Source organism: Cupriavidus campinensis (assembly GCF_905397395.1).
Classification (GTDB): domain Bacteria; phylum Pseudomonadota; class Gammaproteobacteria; order Burkholderiales; family Burkholderiaceae; genus Cupriavidus; species Cupriavidus campinensis.
On the sequence record NZ_CAJPVH010000057.1, the window covers coordinates 1 to 18,944 of the forward strand.

The following is an 18,944-nucleotide window of genomic DNA, read 5'->3' on the forward strand; positions in this document are numbered from 1 at the left end:
CGGCCAAGCCGGCCGCTGACGCCCAGGCACGCGGCGACGGCCGCCGCGAACGCGGCCAGCGTGGCGAAAGTCGCGGCGAAGGCCGTGGCCAGGGCCGTGGCGAGCGTGGTGAACGTGGCGAGCGTGGTGATCGCGAACAGCGTGGTGAACGCGGCGAGCGTGGCGAGCGCCAGGGCCGTGGCCAGCGTGGCGAACGTGCCGAGCGTGGTGAACAACGTGGCGCCGAGCGTGGTGAGCGCGCGGAACGCGGTGATCGTGCCGAACGTGGCGAGCGGACTGAACGTGGCGAACGCACCGAGCGCGGTGAGCGTCCGGCACGCGCCCCGCGCGAAGGCCAGCAGGCCACGCCGGCCATCGCCCGTCAGCCCGAGGGTGGCGAAGCCCGTCAGGAAGGCAATCGCCGTGAGCGCAATCAGGAACGCCGCGAGCGTCAGCGCGAACGGCAGCGTGAGCGTGGCGACACCCGCGAGACCGAGGAAGCCCTGAACGTCGAAAGTGCACCGCAGACCGCATTCGAGGCTGCGCAAGCCGCCCCGGCCGTGGCCGTGGTGGCAGCCGCCGCCGCGACCGAACTGCCGGAAGGCCTGGAAGCCGTGGCAACGGAAGGTGCAGAGGGCGAAGAGCGCCGCCGCCGCAACCGTCGTGGCCGTAACCGCTATCGCCGCGAGCGCGAAGATGGTGTGCAAGGCGCCGATGGCGAAAACGGCGACGCCAACGACACGTCCAACCTGGCCGAAGTGGCCGCAGGCGTGACCGAGACGGAATTCGCACCGGTGGCCGCCCAGGCTGCACCGCAAGTCGTGGCCCAGCCGGAACCGGTTGCCGTGGCCCAGGTGGCTGAGGTGCCCCGCGTGGCCCAGGTGGCGGAAGTCGCCGAGGTCACGGAAGCCGTGGAAATCCGCGAAACACGTGAAACGGTGGAAACCGTGGCCCGCGTGGAACCTGCCGCCTACGCCCAGCCGAGCCAGCCGGCCCAGCCCGTGAGCCCGGCCCCGGTGGCCGAACCGGTGTTCGCACCGGTCAGCGCCCCCGAAGCCGCGCCGGTTGTGACGCCCGCGCCGGTCTACACCGCTCCGGTGGTGGAAGCCCCGGCACCGGCACCCGTCGAAGCCGCCCCGGTCGTTGCCGAGCCGGTCATCGTGACGCCTGCCGTCGCGCCGACCCCGGTGGCAGCGCCGGCCGCCGCTCCGCTGCGTGCCGATGCACTCGAGCCGATGCTGGCTTCGGCCGGCCTCCAGTGGGTGGAGACGGACAATGCCAAGCTGCAAGCCGCCCAGACCGCCGCCGCCAACGTGGCACCGGCCCCGCGCGTGCAGCGCGAGCGCAAGCCGCTGCCCCCGCTGCCGGAAGGTCCGATGGTCCTGGTCGAGACCGGCGGTCAGCGCGACCAACAGCAGCAGCAACAGCAGTAAGGTCGGCCAGCGCTAGCTGGCAACCAACACGGAAAAAGGGACGGCTTCGGCCGTCCCTTTTTTCATGGGGCACCGCACATGATGCATGCATCACATTACTGTACTGCCGCCGCCAATACCCCACTGTGCCCCTGCGAAGCGCACGGTCGCCGCCGGCGCGTCAGCCACCTCGGCTAGAATGCAGGCAGAACCGCCCCGGATGCACACATCGCGCCGGGCAGCGGCGTCGCCACCCCCAGGCCATGACCGACACCGTCATTCCCATCCTCGACCTGCGCGACCATCGTTATCGCTCGATGGTGCCAAGCATTCCGTCCCACCTCGACACACCCACTGGCCTCGTGGCGGACACCCGCGGCCGGCCGCTGCACGACCTGCGCATCTCGGTGACGGACCGCTGCAACTTCCGCTGCGTGTACTGCATGCCCAAGGAGGTGTTCGACAAGGACTACACCTTCCTGCCGCACGCCGAGCTGCTGAGCTTCGAGGAGATCGAACGCGCTGCGCGCGTGTTCGTGTCGCAGGGTGTGGAGAAGATCCGGCTGACCGGCGGCGAGCCGCTGCTGCGCAAGAACATCGAAAAACTCGTTGAAATGCTGGCGCGCATCGAGACCGTCTCGGGCAAGCCGCTGGACCTGACGCTGACCACCAATGCGTCGCTGCTGGGGCGCAAGGCGCAGTCGCTGCGCAATGCCGGCCTGTCGCGCGTGAGCGTGAGCCTGGACGCCATCGACGACGCCACGTTCCGCAAGATGAACGACGTTGACTTCGCAGTGCGCGACGTTCTGGACGGCATCGAGACCGCCCAGGCCGTCGGCCTGGCGCCGATCAAGGTCAACATGGTGGTCAAACACGGCACCAACGACGCCGAAATCGTGCCCATGGCCCGCCATTTCCGTGGCAGCGGCATCATCGTCCGCTACATCGAATTCATGGATGTTGGCGCCAGCAACCACTGGCAAATGGACGAAGTGCTACCTTCCGCCGACGTGGTGCGGCGGATTGACGAAGTGTTTCCGCTCGAGGTGATTCCTGCCAACTACTCGGGCGAGACGGCCGAGCGCTGGCGGTATCGCGATGGCGCCGGCGAAATCGGCGTGATTTCGAGCGTGACCCACGCGTTCTGTGGCGATTGCAGCCGCATCCGCCTGTCTACCGAGGGCCGTCTGTACCTGTGCCTGTTCGCCACCGAGGGCTACGACCTGCGCGCGCTGCTGCGCGGCGGCCACAGCGACCTGGAGATCGCCAATGCCATCGCCCAGGTCTGGCAGGGCCGCACCGACAACTATTCCGAGCAGCGAGGCGATCCGGCCGTACGCCTGGCGCGCGCCGAACGCAAGATCGAGATGTCCTACATTGGCGGCTGACCCGGGCCATCCCGGCCATCGGCGCCGCCTCACAACTTTCCGAAAGTCATGATCGCACGCGAAGACATCACCGGCCTGATCCTGGCCGGCGGCCGGGGCAGCCGCATGGGTGGCACCGACAAGGGCCTGCAACCGCTGCGCGGCGTGCCAATGGCGATGCACACGCTGATGCGCCTGACGCCGCAGACTGGCGCGATGCTGATCAACGCCAATCGCAACCTAGCCGCCTATGAGTCGTTCGGCGTGCCCGTGGTCACCGATTCCGTGCCCGACTTCGCCGGGCCGCTGGCCGGCATGATGGCCGGGCTCGAGCAGTGCAGCACCGGCTGGCTCGTCACGGCGCCGTGCGACACCCCGTTCCTGCCCACCGACCTCGTCGAACGGCTGGCGCAGGCGATCGAGGCCGAAGGCGCCGAGATGGCAATTCCGGTTACGGTGGACGCCGACGGGCATCGGCAAACCCAGCCGGTGTTCTGCCTGATGCCGGTCACGGCGCTCGACAGCCTGATCACCTACATCAGTGGCGGCGGGCGCAAGATCGAGACCTGGGCGGCCAGCCACCGGTTGGCAGAGGTGCCCTTCCCCGACGCCGACGCGTTCGCCAACATCAATACGCTGGACGAACTACGCACACACGAGGCCCGCTGAGCGCACCACGCGGGTTAGACTCGGGCATCCGTCCTGCCCGCGGTTCCATCCGCGTTTCCGCCCTTTTTCGCCGTTTTCGCTTCTTTTCGCCGCAGACTGCTCATGCCATCCCTGCAATCCGTCATTTCCTGCCTCTCCGGCTACGACCCGACCGCCCTGCCCGTGGCCCAGGCCAACGCGATCATCGGCGAGGTGGTCGAGCCGGTGCGTGGCACCGAGCAACTGGCACTTCGCACCGCGCTTGACCGGGTACTGGCCGAGGACGTGATCTCGCCCATCGACGTGCCCGCCCACGACAATTCCGCGATGGACGGTTACGCCTTCCAGAGCGCGGCGCTGGCAGCCGGCGGCGACGTGGTCCTGGAAGTCATCGGCACGGCCTACGCCGGCAATGCGTGCGACGCGGCGCCCACGGCGGGCCAGGCGGTGCGCATCATGACCGGCGCAATCATGCCCGGCGGCTGCGACACCGTGGTGCCGCAGGAATTCGTGGACGTGCAGGCAGGCGGCAACCAGATCCGTTTTGCGGCCGATGCCGTGCGCCCCGGCGACAACCGCCGGCTGCGTGGCGAAGATCTGGCCCGCGGTCAGGCGGCACTCGCCGCCGGCCGCATTCTCCAACCGGCGGACCTTGGCCTGCTGGCCTCGCTCGGCGTGGCCGAAATCAAGGTGCGGCGCCGACTGCGCGTGGCCTTCTTCTCCACCGGCGATGAACTGCGCTCGATTGGCGAGCCGCTCGACCCCGGCTGCGTCTACGACTCCAACCGCTACACGCTGCACGGCATGCTGCGGCGGCTCAATGTCGAGTTGATCGACATGGGTGTGGTCCGCGACGACCCCGCCGCGCTGGAGGCCGCGTTCCGCAGCGCCTGCGAAAACGCCGATGCGGTGATCACCTCCGGCGGCGTGTCCGTGGGCGAAGCCGACTACACCAAGCAAATCATGGCGCGGCTGGGCGATGTCACATTCTGGAAGATCGCCATGCGCCCGGGCCGCCCCATGGCATTCGGACGCATTGCGTCGAACGGCCGGGAGGCCCTGCTTTTCGGCCTGCCCGGCAACCCCGTGGCCGTGATGGTCACCTTCTACCACTTCGTGCGCGGCGCGCTGCACCGGCAGATGGGTGCCAACGTGCCGCCGTTGCCCTTGATGCGCGTGCGCAGCGCGGCCGCCATCCGCAAGAAGCCCGGCCGCACGGAATACCAGCGCGGCATTCTGGCGCCGGCGGCCGATGGCGGCTGGGAAGTCCGGATCACCGGCCAGCAAGGCTCTGGCGTACTGCGGTCGATGAGCGAGGCGAACTGCTTCATCGTGCTGGGCCACGAGCAAGAGGCCGTTGCCGCCGGCGATCTGGTCGAGGTGATGCTGTTCGACGGGCTGATGTAATTTGTTGCAGTCCGCCATGCGGAACGCCCGAGGCATAGGTGCGCCGCATTGATGAGCCGAATCAATGATCAAATCGGCAGTCATCGTATGACAGCACACGTTGCGCTGTCGTTTTTTGTACGCCCCGCGAGTGACGGACTATGCGTCGCAAGCCCCAGTCGCTACACTTGCAGCACGAAAAATCACCCCCCCAATATCTTGTCTGTCGTCATGAATCAGGAGATCGCGTACCTCCACCCCGTCAAGACCGCGCGCGCACTGGTGCTGGTCTATCTGTGCTTCTCGGTGCCAATCGTGGCGATGGGCCTGTTCGTGGCCTTTATCCGCTATGGCGACCTGCCGGGGATTACGGTTTTCACCGCGCTGATCCTGAACGCACTGATTGGCTTCGGCCTGTTGTGGCTCGGCTGCAAGGCCTACAACTGGGTAGCCGCCCGCTTCGGCGGCATCGAAGTGCACGTGCGCGAACTCACGCCCGAAGATCACCAGTAACGTCACCATTGGCGGCTTGGGCCGCGCTGGCGTCGTCCTGTGGCGGAGGCGGTTGCACCGCCTCCGGCGAACCCACCGTTGCGGCGGTTCCCAATAGCTGCTCGGCGAGTTCCCCGGGCAGCGCTTCCACCGTGCGAAGCTTCCGCTCCATCTGGCGGGTTCGCACCTCGGCCTGTTCGATATTGCGCGCGGCACGCACCAGCGTATCGCGCGTCTTGGCCAGCACCTCGCCAAACTTGCCGAATTCGGTCTTGACGGCGCCCAGCACCTCCCACACCTCGCTGGAGCGCTTCTCCAGCGCCAGCGTCCGGAATCCCATCTGCAGGCTGTTGAGCAACGCGGTCAGCGTGGTCGGCCCGGCCACGGTCACGCGGAAATCCCGCTGCAGCAGGTCCGTCAGGCCCGGGCGGCGCAGCACCTCGGCGTAAAGCCCCTCGGTTGGCAGGAACAGGATTGCAAAGTCGGTGGTAGCCGGCGGCGCCAGGTATTTCTCGGCGATCGACTGCGCCTCCCGGCGCAACGCCACCTCAAGCTCACGCCCCGCCACGGCCACGCCGTCCACGTCGCCATGCTCCTGGGCATCGACTAGGCGTTCGTACTGCTCCTTCGGAAACTTCGCATCGATCGGCAGCCATACCGGGCCGCTGGACGGGTCGCGGCCCGGCAGCCGGATCGCGAATTCGACCCGCGCCCCCGAATTGCGCACGGTCTCAACATTCTTGCCGTACTGGTCCGCCGTGAGGATCTGTTCCAGCAGCATTTCCAGCTGCACTTCGCCCCACGTGCCGCGCGACTTGACATTGGTCAGCACCCGCTTGAGATCGCCCACGCCCTGTGCCAGCATCTGCATCTCGCCCAGGCCGCGATGCACCTGCTCCAGCCGGTCCGACACCAGCTTGAACGACTCGCCCAGCCGCTGCTCGAGCGTCGCATGGAGCTTCTCGTCCACGGTGCGTCGCATTTCCTCCAGTTTCGCGGCGTTGTTCGCCTCGATGTCGCGCAGCTTCTGCTCGAGCGTCGCCCGCACCTCGGCCAGCCGGCGGTCGTTGGACTCGGACATCTGCGCGATCTGCTGATTCTGCACCGTGGCGATGCTGGTCAGGTGCGCCGACAAGGTCTGCTGGAAGCGCAGCATCTGCCGGCCGGACTCATCGCGGCCATCGCGGGCGGCCGCACTCACTTCGCCACGCAACACGCGCTCCAGCCGATCAAGACCATCAAGCAGTTCCGCGGATGCCGCCCCGGCGCGCGAGCGCCACAGCAGCACCGCCAGCAGGATCACCGCCACGATGGCGGTGGCGAGCGTCAGGACGGAAATCAATGTCATCAATTCAGGAACATCCGATTCAGCGGCGGCGCGCCATGACCTCAGGGTTGATCACCGAAGGCGGATGGCCCGCCTTGGGGCCGGCGTCGAGTGCCGCAATCAGGTTGTCAGCGGCCAGATTGGCCATCGCGCGACGCGTCTTCTCCGAGGCGCTCGCGATATGCGGCGTCAACACCACGTTTGGTACCGTCAGCAGATCAGGGTGGACGCTCGGCTCACCTTCGAACACATCCAGACCGGCGGCGAAGATCTGGCCATTGCGCAGCGCGGCGGCCAGCGCGGCGTCATCGACGATGCCGCCGCGCGCCAGGTTGATCAGGGTGGCGGTCGGCTTCATCGCCGCCAGCTCCGCTGCGCCAATCGCGTGATGGCTCTCGGGGCTGTACGGCAGCACCAGCAAGAGGTGATCCGTCTGCGCGAGGAGTTCCGCCTTGCTGACATAGCGCGCATTGAGCGCGCGCTCGGTCTCGGCGGGCAACTGGCTGCGGTTGTGGTACAGCACGTTCATGCCGAAGCCAGCTGCGCGACGGGCCAGCGCCTGTCCGATGCGGCCCATGCCGAGGATGCCGAGCGTACTGCCGTAGACGTCCATGCCCACGAGCATGTCATAGCTCCAGCGCTTCCACTTGCCGGCGCGCAGGTAGTGCTCGGACTCCGTCACGCGGCGGGCGGTGGCCATCAGCAGTGCCCAGCCGAAGTCGGCCGTGGTCTCCGTCAGCACGTCGGGCGTGTTGGTCGCCACCACGCCGGCGGCGGTCAGGGCCGGTACGTCGAGATTGTTGTAGCCGACCGCCATGTTGCAGACGGCGCGCAGCTGCGGTAGCGCTGCGACGACCGCGCCGTCGATCTTGTCCGCGGCATTGGCCAGCACGCCGGCCTTGCCCGCGAGGCGGGCCTTCAGCGCGGCGGCGTCCAGCACCAGGTCTTCCTGGTTGCTGTCGACATCGAAATATTGCGAAAGACGATCGACGACGTCGGCATAGATCGCGCGGGTAACGAGGACGGAGGGCTTCATGGCAGTCACACGTGGAAAAAGAGGAACGTCATCACCAGGAACAGCGGCAGCAGCACGGTACCGGACCACGCCATGTAGCCGAAGAAACTCGGCATGCGTACGCCGCGGCTTTCGGCAATGGCCTTCACCATCAGGTTGGGGGCATTGCCGATATAGGTATTGGCGCCCATGAACACCGCGCCGGCCGAGATGGCGGCGAGCGTCGAGGCATCGCGCGTCATCAGGGTGGCCGGGTCGCCGCCGGCGGTGTTGAAGAACACCAGGTAGGTCGGTGCGTTGTCCAGGAACGAGGACAGGATACCGGTCGCCCAGAAGTACATGCCGTCGATAGGCTTGCCAGAGGAATCGCTGACCGCGTGGATCACTGCAGCGAACGCGCCGTCGGTGCCGGCCTTGAGCATCGCGATGACCGGGATGATCGTCAGGAAGATGCCCGCGAACAGCTTGCCGACTTCGAGGATCGGCTCCCAGTTGAACTCGTTGCCGCTGCGCGCGCTATGCGGCGTGGCGATCAGCGACACGATGGTAATCACCACCAGCAGCACGTCACGGACCAGCGCCGGCAGCGTGACCTCGGTGCCCATCACGTCGAACGCGATACCCGGCTTCCACAGCCCGCTCATCAGCACCAGCGCCAGCACGCCCAGCAGCAGCAGGAAGTTGATCTTGCCGTCGATTTGAAGGCGCTTGGAGTCCGGCGTCGGGTCCTGCGCCAGCGGCAGCTCTTCTTCCTTGTTCAGGAAGTAGTGGCGGTCCACCACATAGAACAGCGCCAGCAGCGCCACGCACAGGAACGCCGTCTCGGGGAAGATGTTGCGTAGCGTCCACGTGAACTCCACGCCCTTCAGGAAGCCCAGGAACAGCGGCGGATCGCCGAGCGGCGTCAGCGAGCCGCCCGCGTTGGCCACCAGGAAGATGAAGAACACCACCACGTGTGCCACATGGCGGCGGTTGTCGTTGGCGCGCAGCAGCGGCCGGATCAGCAGCATCGCCGCGCCGGTGGTGCCCATCAGGCTGGCCAGCACGGTCCCGAGCGCGAGGATGCCGGTGTTCAGCCTGGGCGTGCCGTGCAGGTTGCCACGCAGGCAGATACCGCCGGCCACCACGTAGAGCGACCCCAGCAGCATGATGAACGGGATGTATTCGCCCAGCAGCGCGTGCACCGTGTTGGCCACGGCGGCGTGGACACCGAACTGCATCGCGAACGGCACCAGGAACAGCGCGCCCCAGGCCGCAGCCACCTTGCCATAGTGGTGGTGCCAGAAGTGCGGGGCCAGTAGAGGGAACAGCGCGATGGACAGCAGGACACCGGCAAACGGCACGCCCCAGAGCGGCGACAGCGTGGCGCCATCGATCTCGGCGGCACCGGCCAGGGACGGAAACAGGGCAATGACCGCAAGCATCGCGGTAGACCACGGTGCCATGGCACGTCGTGCGCGTCGCATCATCGGGCAGGTTCTCCTCGTCTCGAAAGCGGCCAGTGTAAAGCAAACCCTTTTGAGACTGGTCTGAAAATGCTGCCGGAATAACCCGGAATGTGACGCCTGGCCGGGCCCCGAGCCCAGCCCTCAGTCCTGGTCGACGAGGATCACGTGCACGCGGTATGGGCCGTGGGCGCCGAGGACGATGGTCTGCTCGATATCGCCCGTGCGCGACGGGCCGCTGATGACATTGGTAGCGCGGGGCAGCTGGCCGTGCTCGGCACGCATGCGCGCGAAGGCTTCCTCGAGGTTCGCCACGATGCGCGAAACCGGCACCACGGCGATGTGGGTCTCAGGCAGCAGCGCGGCCGAGGCAAAGGTTTGCGGCCCCGACAACAGCATCAGCGAGCCGGTCTCGGCAATCGCCACGAAGCAGCCGGTGATGCCAACGAGGTCGCCATGGTCATGGTCGACCTGCGGATCGCGCGCCGGCGGACGGCATGCCACGTCCAGCCCCTGCGCCTGCCATGGCAGGTCGCCCAGGCTGTCCCACGCCACCGCGCGGCGCACGAGGCCCAGGCCGTCCAGATAGCGCGAGACGGCACCCGGCACGTCGGCCAGCGTGGCCACGCGCTCCACGGTGGAGGCCATCTTCTGCGCCTGCAGGCTGAACGCCTCGACCCGATCCGCGGCAATGGCCGGCTGCGGGCCCTGCGGATGGCGTGCGAGATAGTCGTCCACGGCCTCGCGCTCGCCGGTGGTCACCGTGGCCCCCCTGCCCTGGGCGGCGCGGATGCGGGCGAAGATGCGGTCACGGGCGGCGTTGGTTTCCATGGCGTAAGGGGTCCGGTTCCTGGGGCTGGCCGATTATAGAAGGCCGCGCCGGCACGCGGGCGCCGCCGGGCGTGAATGTTGTTAAGCCGGGGGCTGAATCGCGAACACCTGGCGCAGGTAGGCCAGGTAGCCGGGGTCGTCGCACATGGTCTTCTCGGGCGTGTCCGAGAGCTTGGCCACGGGCTGGCCGTTGCATCGCACCATCTTGATGACGATCTGGAGCGGCGTGTAGCCGAGGTCGTTGGTCAGGTTCGTGCCCACGCCGAAGGCCAGCTTGCAGCGGCCGCGGAAGCGCTCGTACAGTTCGATGACCTTGGGGATGTTCAGCGCATCGCTGAAGATCAGCGTCTTGCCGCGCGGATCCACGCGGTGGGAGGCGTAATGCGCGAGCATGCGCTCGCCCCACTCGAGCGGATCGCCCGAATCGTGCCGCACGCCGTCAAACAGTTTGCAGAAGAAGAGGTCGAAATCGCGCAGGAAGGCATCGAATCCATAAGTATCGGACAGCGCGATGCCCAGGTCGCCGCGATATTCCTGCGCCCAGTTGTCCAGCGCGTAGACCTGCGAGTCGCGCAGGCGCGGGCCGAGCGCCTGGCACGCCTGCAGGTACTCGTGGGCCATGGTGCCAAGCGGGGTCATGTTGTGCAGCCGCGCGAAGTGGACGTTGCTGGTACCGGCAAGCTGCGCGCCGAGGATGCCGCGCGCGGTCAGCAGCACCTCCTCCTGCCAGGCGCCCGAGAAACGCCGGCGGGTGCCGTAGTCTGCGATCACGCAGTCGGCGTAGGGCGCCGCCTTCAGCAGCGCGAGCTTGGCCTCCAGGCGCCGGCGGCCCTCAGCCAGGTCCGGTGCCGGCTGGGTGCGGCGGAAATAGACCTCGTTGACGATGGCCAGCAAGGGCACCTCGCACAGGATCGTATGGAGCCACGGGCCGCGGATCGTGATGTCGATCTCACCGCCACCCTTCTCGGACGGCGTGATCGCGACGTGCTTCTCGCTCAGGTGGAACAGAGCCAGGAAATCGACGAAATCGCTCTTGATGAAGCGCATGCTGCGCAGGTAGTCGAGTTCTTCCTCGGTGAAGCGGAGCTGGCAGAGGTTGGCCACTTCGGCGCGAATCTCGTCGATATACGGGGTCAGGTCGACGCCCGCATTGCGGCACTTGAACCGGTACTCGACCTGAGCCTGCGGGAAGCGGTGCAGCACCACCTGCATCATTGTGAACTTGTACAGGTCGGTGTCTAGCAGGGAGCGGATGATCATAGCGTGGCGCAAACGGCATGCCGGAGACGAGGCCCACATGCTAACCGAAACTGGCCGAATGGCCAGGGATGGCCGGAGCTGGGCTAGCTGCCATCCAGCCAGCGCAGGTCGGACGGCACCCCCGGCTGCGCGCCCGACTGCAGGCACCAGAGTGGCGGCCCGCCGCCATCGGCGCAGGTAACCAGCGTGGCCCGCGCGCGGCTGACGGCGGATGGCAGCGGATCGGCAAAATTGCCCGATGGCACCATGATCCGCTCCTGATAGACCTGCTGGCCGGCCCGGTCGAAGCGCAGCACCTGCACCTGCGCGCCCGGCGGCGGATGCAGCTCCGGCCCGCACGGCACCAGGCCCTCGCGGCTGCAGTTGGCCATGCTGTCGCCAGCCGGAGCCCGCACCACGCTGAAGCTGTCCCAGTCGAAGGCGGTCAGCGCGGCCAGCGCCACCGGCTGGTCGGTGCGCGCCCGCCATGCCACCAGCCGCGAGACGACGCTATCGGCCATATTGTTGCCCCGGCCCGCGCCCATCGGCTGCGCGCCGGCGGCCGGCGCCAGAGAAACGGCGATCAGCAGGCAGGTCAGGCGGTGCGAAATGGGCATGGCGCGTCTCGGAAATCGAGGAAGAAGGCGAAAAAATGACCCGAAAGCCCCCGGGCCATACAGGGGAATACTAGTCCGTCGCGCGCCTTTCGTGGCGCAACGGGCGGTTGCCAAGGCGATTTGGGGCCGGGTTCGCCCGGTTTGCACCCAAAAGCACATAAAGAAATAAGAAAACTATCTGACCCGGCTATATAGACTCGCTATCCTTGCGGGAAGGCTCGGATACAATATCGGTCTTTGAAAGGCCACGGCCCCCGTGCGCCCCGACATCCACCGATTGACATGCGCGTGCGCGCGTGTCCGGCGGCCGGGCGCGGCGGCACCACAAGTGGCCTGAACTGTTTCCCATCGAAGACCGATCCGCTTTTTGGAACCGAAATGACTCACGTTGTCACCGAATCCTGCATCCGTTGCCGCTACACCGACTGCGTTGATGTGTGTCCGGTCGATTGTTTCCGCGAAGGCCCGAACTTCCTGGCCATCGACCCCGACGAATGCATTGACTGCGCCGTGTGTGTGGCCGAGTGCCCGGTCAACGCGATCTATGCCGAGGAAGACGTCCCCGGCGATCAGCAGAATTTCATCGATCTGAACGCCGAACTGGCCCGTTCGTGGCCGTCCATCACCAAGACCAAGGCCCCGCTGGCCGAGGCCGAGGAATGGAAGGACGCCACCGACAAGCTGCAATACCTGCAGCGCTGAGCCCCGGCGACACCACAACAAGAAAGCCGCCCCACGCGCTTTCCGCAATACCGGGCACAGCGTGCCCACAAACGTATCAGGACGAATATGGACTTGAGCATTCCAAATCCCGTGGCCGACGCGACCCAGCAGGCCGGCGGCAATCCCGGCGGCCAGCCGCTGGAAATCGACGCGCTGATCGTTGGCGCCGGCCCCGTTGGCCTGTTCCAGGTCTTCGAACTGGGTCTGCTCGAAATCAAGGCGCACGTGATCGACTCGCTCAAGGTAGTGGGCGGCCAGTGCGTGGAGCTGTACCCGGACAAGCCCATCTATGACATCCCGGCCGTGCCCATCTGCACGGGCCAGGAGCTGACCGACAACCTGCTCAAGCAGATCGAGCCGTTCGAGCCTACGTTCCACCTGGGCCAGGAAGTCGCCGTCGTGGAGCGCCGCGAGGACGGCCGCTTCTTCGTCGAGACCTCGACCGGCACGCGCTTCATCACCAAGACCATCTTCATCGCCGCCGGCGTGGGTTCGTTCCAGCCGCGTACCGTGAAGGTGGAAGGCATCGACAAGTTCGACGGCAAGCAACTGTTCTACCGCGTGAAGGATCCGAGCCGCTTCCACGGCCGTAACCTGGTCATCGTGGGCGGCGGCGATTCCGCGCTGGACTGGACGCTGGACCTGGTCGGCAAGGCTGAATCGGTGGTGATGATCCACCGTCGCGACGGCTTCCGCGCCGCGCCGGCATCGGTCGCCAAGATGAAGGAACTGTGTGAACAGATGGAGATGCAGTTCCTGGTGGGCCAGATCAGCGGCTACGAGGAACGCGACGGCCTGATGACCGAAATCAAGGTGACGGGTGCCGATGGCGTCACCCGCCGCCTGCCGCTGGACGACCTGCTGGTGTTCTTCGGCCTCTCGCCGAAGCTTGGCCCGATCGCCGAGTGGGGCCTTGAGCTCGAGCGCAAGCAGATCAAGGTGGATACCGAGAAGTTCCAGACGAACATCCCGGGCATCTTCGCCGTGGGCGACATCAACACCTACCCGGGCAAGAAGAAGCTGATCCTGTCGGGCTTCCACGAGTGCGCGCTGGCCGCGTTCGGCGCTGCCCCGTACATCTTCCCCGAGAAGAAGATCCACATGCAGTACACGACGACTTCGCCGAAGCTGCACAAGATCCTCGGCGTGGAATCGCCGGTGTTCGACTAAGCTTGTCGAGTGCCGATGCAGAAAGACCGCCCTCGGGCGGTTTTTTTGTTTGCACAAATCCAAAAGGTCGCTATAATGCGGCCTCGCTGTCGAACACGACACGCAGCAATCGGCGGAAACGCCCGCTGCAGGCCGGTTTCGAGGCGAACCAGAGTTTTTGCAGCAGGTTTCGATGGATAAAAAAACGTCGGAAAGTTGTTGACGAAACGAAGAGAGGCTGGTTATAATTTCCTTCTCAGCTGTTCCCCGATAGCTCAGTTGGTAGAGCGCCGGACTGTTAATCCGTAGGTCCCTGGTTCGAGCCCAGGTCGGGGAGCCAAGAAATACAAAAGCCAGCAGGTTAGCGCCTGCTGGCTTTTTTGTTTTCTGCTCGCCCCTCGCAGCACCCTCCCCTCCTCAGTGGTTTCCCAAACCCCGGACCCGCAGCACCTCGGTGCCGCTGAAGCGCCTGGCGACGAGTTCATCGATCGCGCGCGCCTGAGCCTCCGGTGCAAGGCTGCTGTCCGCGCGTATCGCATCCCGCTCGGCCTGATAGCTCACCAGACGTTGTTTCCACTGCGCCTGCTGCTGGTCGAGCGCGCGGAATCGCTCGGCGGCCTCGGGGCCGAAGCGCTCGGTGCGCAGGCGGTCGATCGCCTCCTGGCTCGCGCCGCTGGCGCGCAGTGACTCGGTGTCCTGCGCCAGTTGCGAAATCTTGCGCGTTTGCGCCAATGGCCGGGCCAGCGACTCCGGCAACTGCTGCGCCAGCGCATCGAGGCGCTGCTTGCGCTCATCCGGGCTCAGCGTGTCATCCGCCAGGACCCGGCGCTGCTCGACGGTGTAGCGGTCCAGCGCTTCCTGCTCGGCGAAGAAGCCCTCGGCCATCACTTGACCCAGATGCTGACGGCGCAGCAAGGCGAGGGTCTGGTAGACGCGTTCAAGATCGCCGGGCGATTGCGATGGTAGTTGCACGTGGGAAGCCGCCTCGAGATAGGTCATATAGCGATCGAACGCCGCCATGACTTCGTCCTGCGCGGTCGCTGGCGTGGCCTGCTCCAGCAGCCACGTTTTGAGGCTCTCCCGCACGCCAGACAGCCGCGCGGGATCCCCCTCGGCCATACCGATCATGTGGTGAAACAGGTTCTTGAGCTTGCGATTGACGATCAGACTGCCGTTGCGGTCGACGTCGACGCCACCGTCGACTGCCACGCCCCGCAGGTGGGACGGAATCGGCAAGGAAGCGGCCGTCGTGTCATCGTCCGATGCCACCTGCCCCATCGTTGGGGGCAAGGCGGCATCCGTCGTCGCAACGGGTGTGGCGGGCGGCGATGCGGGGTCGCCCGGCAGCGAACGGATCGCCACCAGGGCCACAACCGCCACCGCCGCGCCGCTGACAGCGAGCGTACGGATGCCCATGCCGATTACAGCCCTGCTTGCTGCAGCCGGTTGGCGTGCTGGCGATAGATGGTGATCGGATTTGTCTCGAACACGTTGCTCAGCCCAGCCAACTGGTTGATCTCGTCGAGGTGGTTGAGGTGATAGGCCTTGATGAACTGGCCGAGGTGCATGCTGCAGGTCGGGATCGCGCCATCACTGGTCTCGGTGTTCGCCGCGTTCAGGGCGATCAGTGCCGCGTCACTGGCATCCGCCCCGTTGGTCAGCACGCGGTCGCCGCCCCAGGAGTAGTAGCGCACCCCGTTGGCGACGGGCGCGCCGGTGCCGCAGTATGTGCTGGGAAGCCCACCCGGGAACTGGGCGTTGAGCGCATTCATGCCCGGCGTCGACAGGGAAGCCAAAGCACCTGCCGAACTCTGTGGCTGGCCGCCACCCGACAGCAGGTCAATCAAGGTACCGACAGCCGTCGTGACGCTGTTCACCACGGACTGGCTGAAGCTGCCCAGCCCTGTGGCGGCGTCGGCGAACGGCACCCCCCAGTTCGGCGCGCCGACCGCCGTGACCGATGCCACCAGATCGGGGCGCACGCCGGCAACGTAGCGGGAGGTCGGCCCGCCATGGCTATGGCCGATCAGGTTGACCTTCTCGGCACCCGTCGCGGCCAGGATCTGCTGGATCTGCTCGAGCGCCTGCTCGCCTCGCGTCTCGGTGCTGTTGACCGCCGACACCTGCAAGACGTACACGTCGGCGCCATCGGCCTCCAGCGCCAGCGGAATGCCGTAGAAGTAGCTGTAGAAGCCGGCGAGGCTGTCCCAGCCGCCCCAGCCGTGGATCAGGACAATCGGATACTTGGTCGTGGTGTAGCCGGCATGTGCCGGGCTGGACACCGTGAACAGGCACCCGAGTATGCCCAGCGCGAATGCGCTCTGACGCAGCAACTTGCGAATCATGGCCCTTCTCCTCGTCTTGTTGTGGTTAGCGAGAATCCATGAAAGCACAGCGGCAGCCTTCGCCTGCCCCCTCGCGGCGGGTGGACTGGAGGTGGCCGGGGCCCCTCCATCGGCGCCATCCACCCCCACCTCCGCAGGTCCTATCGGGCACTTTTCCCCGCATTTTTCACGGATATGCGGCCCGTGCGCGCCTTGATCTTGACTCCGGGCTCGTATACCTGTAAAAGCTTACCGGCGTATCATTTGCGCAATATCCAAGGAAACAGGTATCTCGCCAAGTTTTTTACTACGTAGGAAAATTTGGCCCTTCACCCCTGACACTGGCAGTCCGGACCCCGGTCCAAGCTTGCAGGTTCGACGGGGGCGCACCTCGGCATTCGCCGCAGCGTGCAATACCACCGTCGCAGAAGGCTCCGGAGCCCCACAGCGACGACGTTTCCCCCTCGTATGAACCCGCCGCCCCGCGGCATTCCCTCAAAGGACTGAGTTGACTAAGATCGTTCTGAAGCCGGGTGAACCCGTTGAAGTTGCAATGCGTCGTTTCCGTCGCGCCATTCTGCAGACTGGCCTGATCGTGGAACTGAAGAGCCGTACCGCCTACGAAAAGCCGACGACCGAGCGCAAGCGCAAGAAGAAGGCTGCCGAGTCGCGTCTGCGTAAGCGTCTGCGCATGCAAATGCTGCCGAAGAAGCTCTACTGATTCGCGCATTGCATAAAGAAACCGCCAGCATGCTGGCGGTTTTTTTTCGTCCCGGCTCAACCCGTCAGGTCATCAAGTGCGCGTGGCAATCAGCGCGCCTGCCCCGATGAGTGTGATGCCCCCGGCACGTTGCACATTGGACTGCGCCCGACGCGTGGTCAGCCGGCTGGCCAGCGAGCGCGCCAGCAGCGCGTAGACCATGGCGTTGGCGCTGGCCAGCACCACGAAGGTCGGGATCAGCACCGCTGCTTGCGGCCAGAAGGCCTGATGCGCGTCCAGGAATTGCGGCACGAATGCCACGAAGAACACGATGCTCTTCGGGTTCAACGCCGTCACGAGCCACGCCTTGGCAAAACGCTGCCCTGCGCTGCCCGCCTGTGCCGGCACGTCGAGCGCACTGGCGCGGCTGGCCGAACGCAACGCCTGCACGCCCAGATAGACCAGATAGGCCGCCCCGGCCCACTTCAGCGCCGTGAACAGCGTGGCCGAAGCCGCCAGCACGGCGCCCAGGCCGGCCATCGACAGCGTGAAAGCCGTGAGATCCCCTGCCGCCACCCCCGCCACCGTGGCAAACGCGCTGCGGCCGCGATGGGCGAGTGCATCGCCAATCACGAGCAGGATCGTCGGCCCCGGAATGATCAGCAGCACCAGGCTCGTCAGCGCGAACGCCAACCAGTGTTCAAACGTCATGGTGTTCTCCTTTTTATTGTGGATATTGGCTCAGGCCGGCAACGGGAACAGCAGGCACGTCGTGGTGGCGTAGGCGTAGAGCTTGCCCTGCGCGTCCGTAAGCCGCCCTTCAGCAATGCCGATCTGGTTGGTCAGGCTTACGACGTTGCCCTCCGCGCGCACGGGGCCGGTGTTGCTGGTCAGCGGGCGCACGTAGTTCACCTTGAGCTCCAGCGTCGTATAACCCTTGCCGGCCGGCAACATGCTGTGTACGGCACATCCCACGCAGGAATCGAGCAATGTGGCCGCGTAGCCGCCGTGCACGGTGCCAAGCGGATTGTAGTGCTCCGGCCCTGGGGTGCCCTGGAACACCACGCGGCCCACCTCGAAAGCCACCGGCAGGAAGCCGACCAGATTGCCGATGGGGATGCCCGGCAGCTTGCCGCTCAGGATATCGTCAAAGAACTCCGCCCCGGAGCGCGCGCGCAACTGGTCGCGCGTAATCAGCCCCACCGGCGCCAGTTGCGCACGCACACGCTCCTCGTCGGCCTGCCACTGGGCCAGCACGTCTTCCACGCTCATCTTGTCTCCCCTGTCATCGCGGGGAATTGGCCCCGCACTCCGGAACGATACCTGCAAACCGGCATAATGGCGGGATCGCACTCACCGGGCCTTCGCCTTGACTGCCACCCCTCCCATCCTGCAGATGCGCAACGTGCGCAAGCTGTATGGCGACACAGTCGTCGTCGACAACCTCGACCTCGAAGTCCAGCGTGGCCAGTGTTTCGGCCTGCTCGGCCCCAATGGCGCCGGCAAGACCACCACGCTCCGCATGCTGCTGGGTCTCACCACGCCGGCTTCCGGCACGCTCATGCTGTGCGGGGAGCCGATTCCGCAGCGGGCACCGCAGGCTCGCATGCGCGTGGGCGTGGTGCCGCAGTTCGACAACCTCGACCCGGATTTTTCCGTAATCGAGAACCTGCGCATCTTCGGGCGATATTTCGGCCTGTCATCGGCCGAGATATCGCGGCGCGTGCCGATGCTGCTGGAGTTTGCGCGGCTGGAGAACCGGGCCGACGCGCAGGTGCGCGATCTGTCCGGCGGCATGCGCCGCCGCCTGACCGTGGCGCGGGCCCTGATCAACGATCCGGACCTGCTGGTCATGGACGAGCCGACCACCGGCCTGGACCCGCAGGCGCGCCATCTGATCTGGGAGCGGCTGAAGTCCCTGATCGCGGCGGGCAAGACCATCCTGCTGACCACGCACTTCATGGAAGAAGCCGAGCGCCTTTGCAATCACCTTTGCGTGATCGACGGCGGCCGCAAGATTGCCGAAGGCAAGCCCCACGAACTCATCGACCGGGAGATCGGCTGCGACGTGGTAGAGATCTACGGCGACGAACTGGAGCCGCTGCGCCACCGTGTGACGCCGCTGGCCGAACGGACCGAGATGCGGGGCGAGACGCTGTTCTGCTACGTGCGCGAACCGGGCCCGCTGCTGGCCGCGCTGCACGGCAATGGCAGCGTGCGCTACCTGCACCGGCCGGCCAACCTCGAGGACGTGTTCCTCAAGCTGACCGGCCGCGACATGAGAGACTGA

The 18,944-nt window shown here is 66.1% G+C and carries 20 protein-coding genes and 1 tRNA gene; 10 read left to right on the forward strand and 11 right to left on the reverse strand.

Annotated elements, in window-relative coordinates; genetic code table 11:
- On the reverse strand, positions 1 to 527 hold a 527-nt coding region (locus tag KHO18_RS28685; RefSeq protein WP_211943964.1), incomplete at its 3' end, for a hypothetical protein.
- Between the two features lie 12 nt (positions 528 to 539).
- Here KHO18_RS28685 and KHO18_RS28690 point away from each other — a divergent pair.
- The 5 genes from KHO18_RS28690 to KHO18_RS23220 all read left to right on the forward strand — a co-directional run bounded on the left by KHO18_RS28690 (position 540) and on the right by KHO18_RS23220 (position 5,305).
- Positions 540 to 1,412 (forward strand): hypothetical protein, encoded by an 873-nt coding sequence (locus KHO18_RS28690; protein WP_211943965.1) that lies wholly within the window; start codon positions 540 to 542, stop codon positions 1,410 to 1,412.
- 242 nt (positions 1,413 to 1,654) lie between these two features.
- A complete protein-coding gene (gene moaA, locus KHO18_RS23205) occupies positions 1,655 to 2,779 on the forward strand; it encodes a GTP 3',8-cyclase MoaA (protein ID WP_144199356.1) in 1,125 nt (374 codons plus the stop codon).
- Positions 2,780 to 2,827: 48 nt separating this feature from the next.
- On the forward strand, positions 2,828 to 3,427 hold the full coding sequence (gene mobA / locus KHO18_RS23210) for a molybdenum cofactor guanylyltransferase MobA (protein ID WP_211943966.1): 600 nt from the start codon (positions 2,828 to 2,830) through the stop codon (positions 3,425 to 3,427).
- A 102-nt stretch (positions 3,428 to 3,529) separates the two neighbouring features.
- Positions 3,530 to 4,813, forward strand: coding sequence for a molybdopterin molybdotransferase MoeA (moeA, locus tag KHO18_RS23215; protein ID WP_144199360.1), 1,284 nt, complete (start codon positions 3,530 to 3,532; stop codon positions 4,811 to 4,813).
- A gap of 210 nt (positions 4,814 to 5,023) precedes the next feature.
- A complete protein-coding gene (locus tag KHO18_RS23220) occupies positions 5,024 to 5,305 on the forward strand; it encodes a hypothetical protein (RefSeq protein WP_092290069.1) in 282 nt (93 codons plus the stop codon).
- Here the strand turns inward: KHO18_RS23220 and rmuC are convergent.
- From rmuC to KHO18_RS23250, 6 genes are all read right to left on the reverse strand, one after another.
- Complete coding sequence (gene rmuC / locus KHO18_RS23225; protein WP_211943967.1) at positions 5,283 to 6,632, reverse strand: DNA recombination protein RmuC; 1,350 nt, start codon at positions 6,630 to 6,632, stop codon at positions 5,283 to 5,285. The genes KHO18_RS23220 and rmuC overlap by 23 nt on opposite strands.
- Before the next feature lie 19 nt (positions 6,633 to 6,651).
- Positions 6,652 to 7,647, reverse strand: a complete 996-nt coding sequence (locus KHO18_RS23230; protein WP_144199364.1) for a 2-hydroxyacid dehydrogenase — start codon at positions 7,645 to 7,647, stop codon at positions 6,652 to 6,654.
- A gap of 5 nt (positions 7,648 to 7,652) precedes the next feature.
- Complete coding sequence (locus KHO18_RS23235; RefSeq protein ID WP_377732130.1) at positions 7,653 to 9,071, reverse strand: sodium:proton antiporter; 1,419 nt, start codon at positions 9,069 to 9,071, stop codon at positions 7,653 to 7,655.
- 144 nt (positions 9,072 to 9,215) lie between these two features.
- Positions 9,216 to 9,902 (reverse strand): LutC/YkgG family protein, encoded by a 687-nt coding sequence (locus tag KHO18_RS23240; RefSeq protein ID WP_144199366.1) that lies wholly within the window; start codon positions 9,900 to 9,902, stop codon positions 9,216 to 9,218.
- Between the two features lie 81 nt (positions 9,903 to 9,983).
- Positions 9,984 to 11,162, reverse strand: coding sequence for a nicotinate phosphoribosyltransferase (gene pncB / locus KHO18_RS23245; RefSeq protein ID WP_211943968.1), 1,179 nt, complete (start codon positions 11,160 to 11,162; stop codon positions 9,984 to 9,986).
- An 83-nt stretch (positions 11,163 to 11,245) separates the two neighbouring features.
- Positions 11,246 to 11,758: a hypothetical protein gene (locus KHO18_RS23250; RefSeq protein ID WP_144199370.1), complete on the reverse strand. Its 513-nt coding sequence runs from the start codon at positions 11,756 to 11,758 to the stop codon at positions 11,246 to 11,248.
- A 378-nt stretch (positions 11,759 to 12,136) separates the two neighbouring features.
- Between KHO18_RS23250 and fdxA the strand changes: the two genes are divergently transcribed.
- From fdxA to KHO18_RS23265, 3 genes are all read left to right on the forward strand, one after another.
- Positions 12,137 to 12,460 (forward strand): ferredoxin FdxA, encoded by a 324-nt coding sequence (gene fdxA / locus KHO18_RS23255; RefSeq protein WP_092290086.1) that lies wholly within the window; start codon positions 12,137 to 12,139, stop codon positions 12,458 to 12,460.
- Positions 12,461 to 12,547: 87 nt separating this feature from the next.
- Positions 12,548 to 13,651 carry an NAD(P)/FAD-dependent oxidoreductase gene (locus tag KHO18_RS23260; protein ID WP_092290087.1) on the forward strand — a complete coding sequence of 368 codons (1,104 nt, stop codon included), beginning with the start codon at positions 12,548 to 12,550 and terminating at the stop codon, positions 13,649 to 13,651.
- A 243-nt stretch (positions 13,652 to 13,894) separates the two neighbouring features.
- Positions 13,895 to 13,970: transfer RNA gene (locus KHO18_RS23265), tRNA-Asn, on the forward strand.
- 77 nt (positions 13,971 to 14,047) lie between these two features.
- Here the strand turns inward: KHO18_RS23265 and KHO18_RS23270 are convergent.
- Complete coding sequence (locus tag KHO18_RS23270) at positions 14,048 to 15,046, reverse strand: lipase secretion chaperone (protein WP_211943969.1); 999 nt, start codon at positions 15,044 to 15,046, stop codon at positions 14,048 to 14,050.
- A 5-nt stretch (positions 15,047 to 15,051) separates the two neighbouring features.
- Positions 15,052 to 15,975, reverse strand: a complete 924-nt coding sequence (locus KHO18_RS23275; protein ID WP_144199374.1) for an esterase/lipase family protein — start codon at positions 15,973 to 15,975, stop codon at positions 15,052 to 15,054.
- A 487-nt stretch (positions 15,976 to 16,462) separates the two neighbouring features.
- Here KHO18_RS23275 and rpsU point away from each other — a divergent pair, with 487 nt between their 5' ends.
- Positions 16,463 to 16,675: a 30S ribosomal protein S21 gene (rpsU, locus tag KHO18_RS23280; RefSeq protein ID WP_029044331.1), complete on the forward strand. Its 213-nt coding sequence runs from the start codon at positions 16,463 to 16,465 to the stop codon at positions 16,673 to 16,675.
- Positions 16,676 to 16,747: 72 nt separating this feature from the next.
- On the opposite strand, the gene KHO18_RS23285 is transcribed toward rpsU, so the two are convergent.
- Positions 16,748 to 17,365, reverse strand: coding sequence for a LysE family translocator (locus KHO18_RS23285; protein ID WP_144199376.1), 618 nt, complete (start codon positions 17,363 to 17,365; stop codon positions 16,748 to 16,750).
- A gap of 30 nt (positions 17,366 to 17,395) precedes the next feature.
- Complete coding sequence (locus KHO18_RS23290) at positions 17,396 to 17,926, reverse strand: PaaI family thioesterase (protein ID WP_144199378.1); 531 nt, start codon at positions 17,924 to 17,926, stop codon at positions 17,396 to 17,398.
- Positions 17,927 to 18,050: 124 nt separating this feature from the next.
- Here KHO18_RS23290 and nodI point away from each other — a divergent pair, with 124 nt between their 5' ends.
- Entirely contained in the window at positions 18,051 to 18,944 is an 894-nt protein-coding gene (gene nodI / locus KHO18_RS23295; protein ID WP_244845028.1) for a nodulation factor ABC transporter ATP-binding protein NodI, read from the forward strand.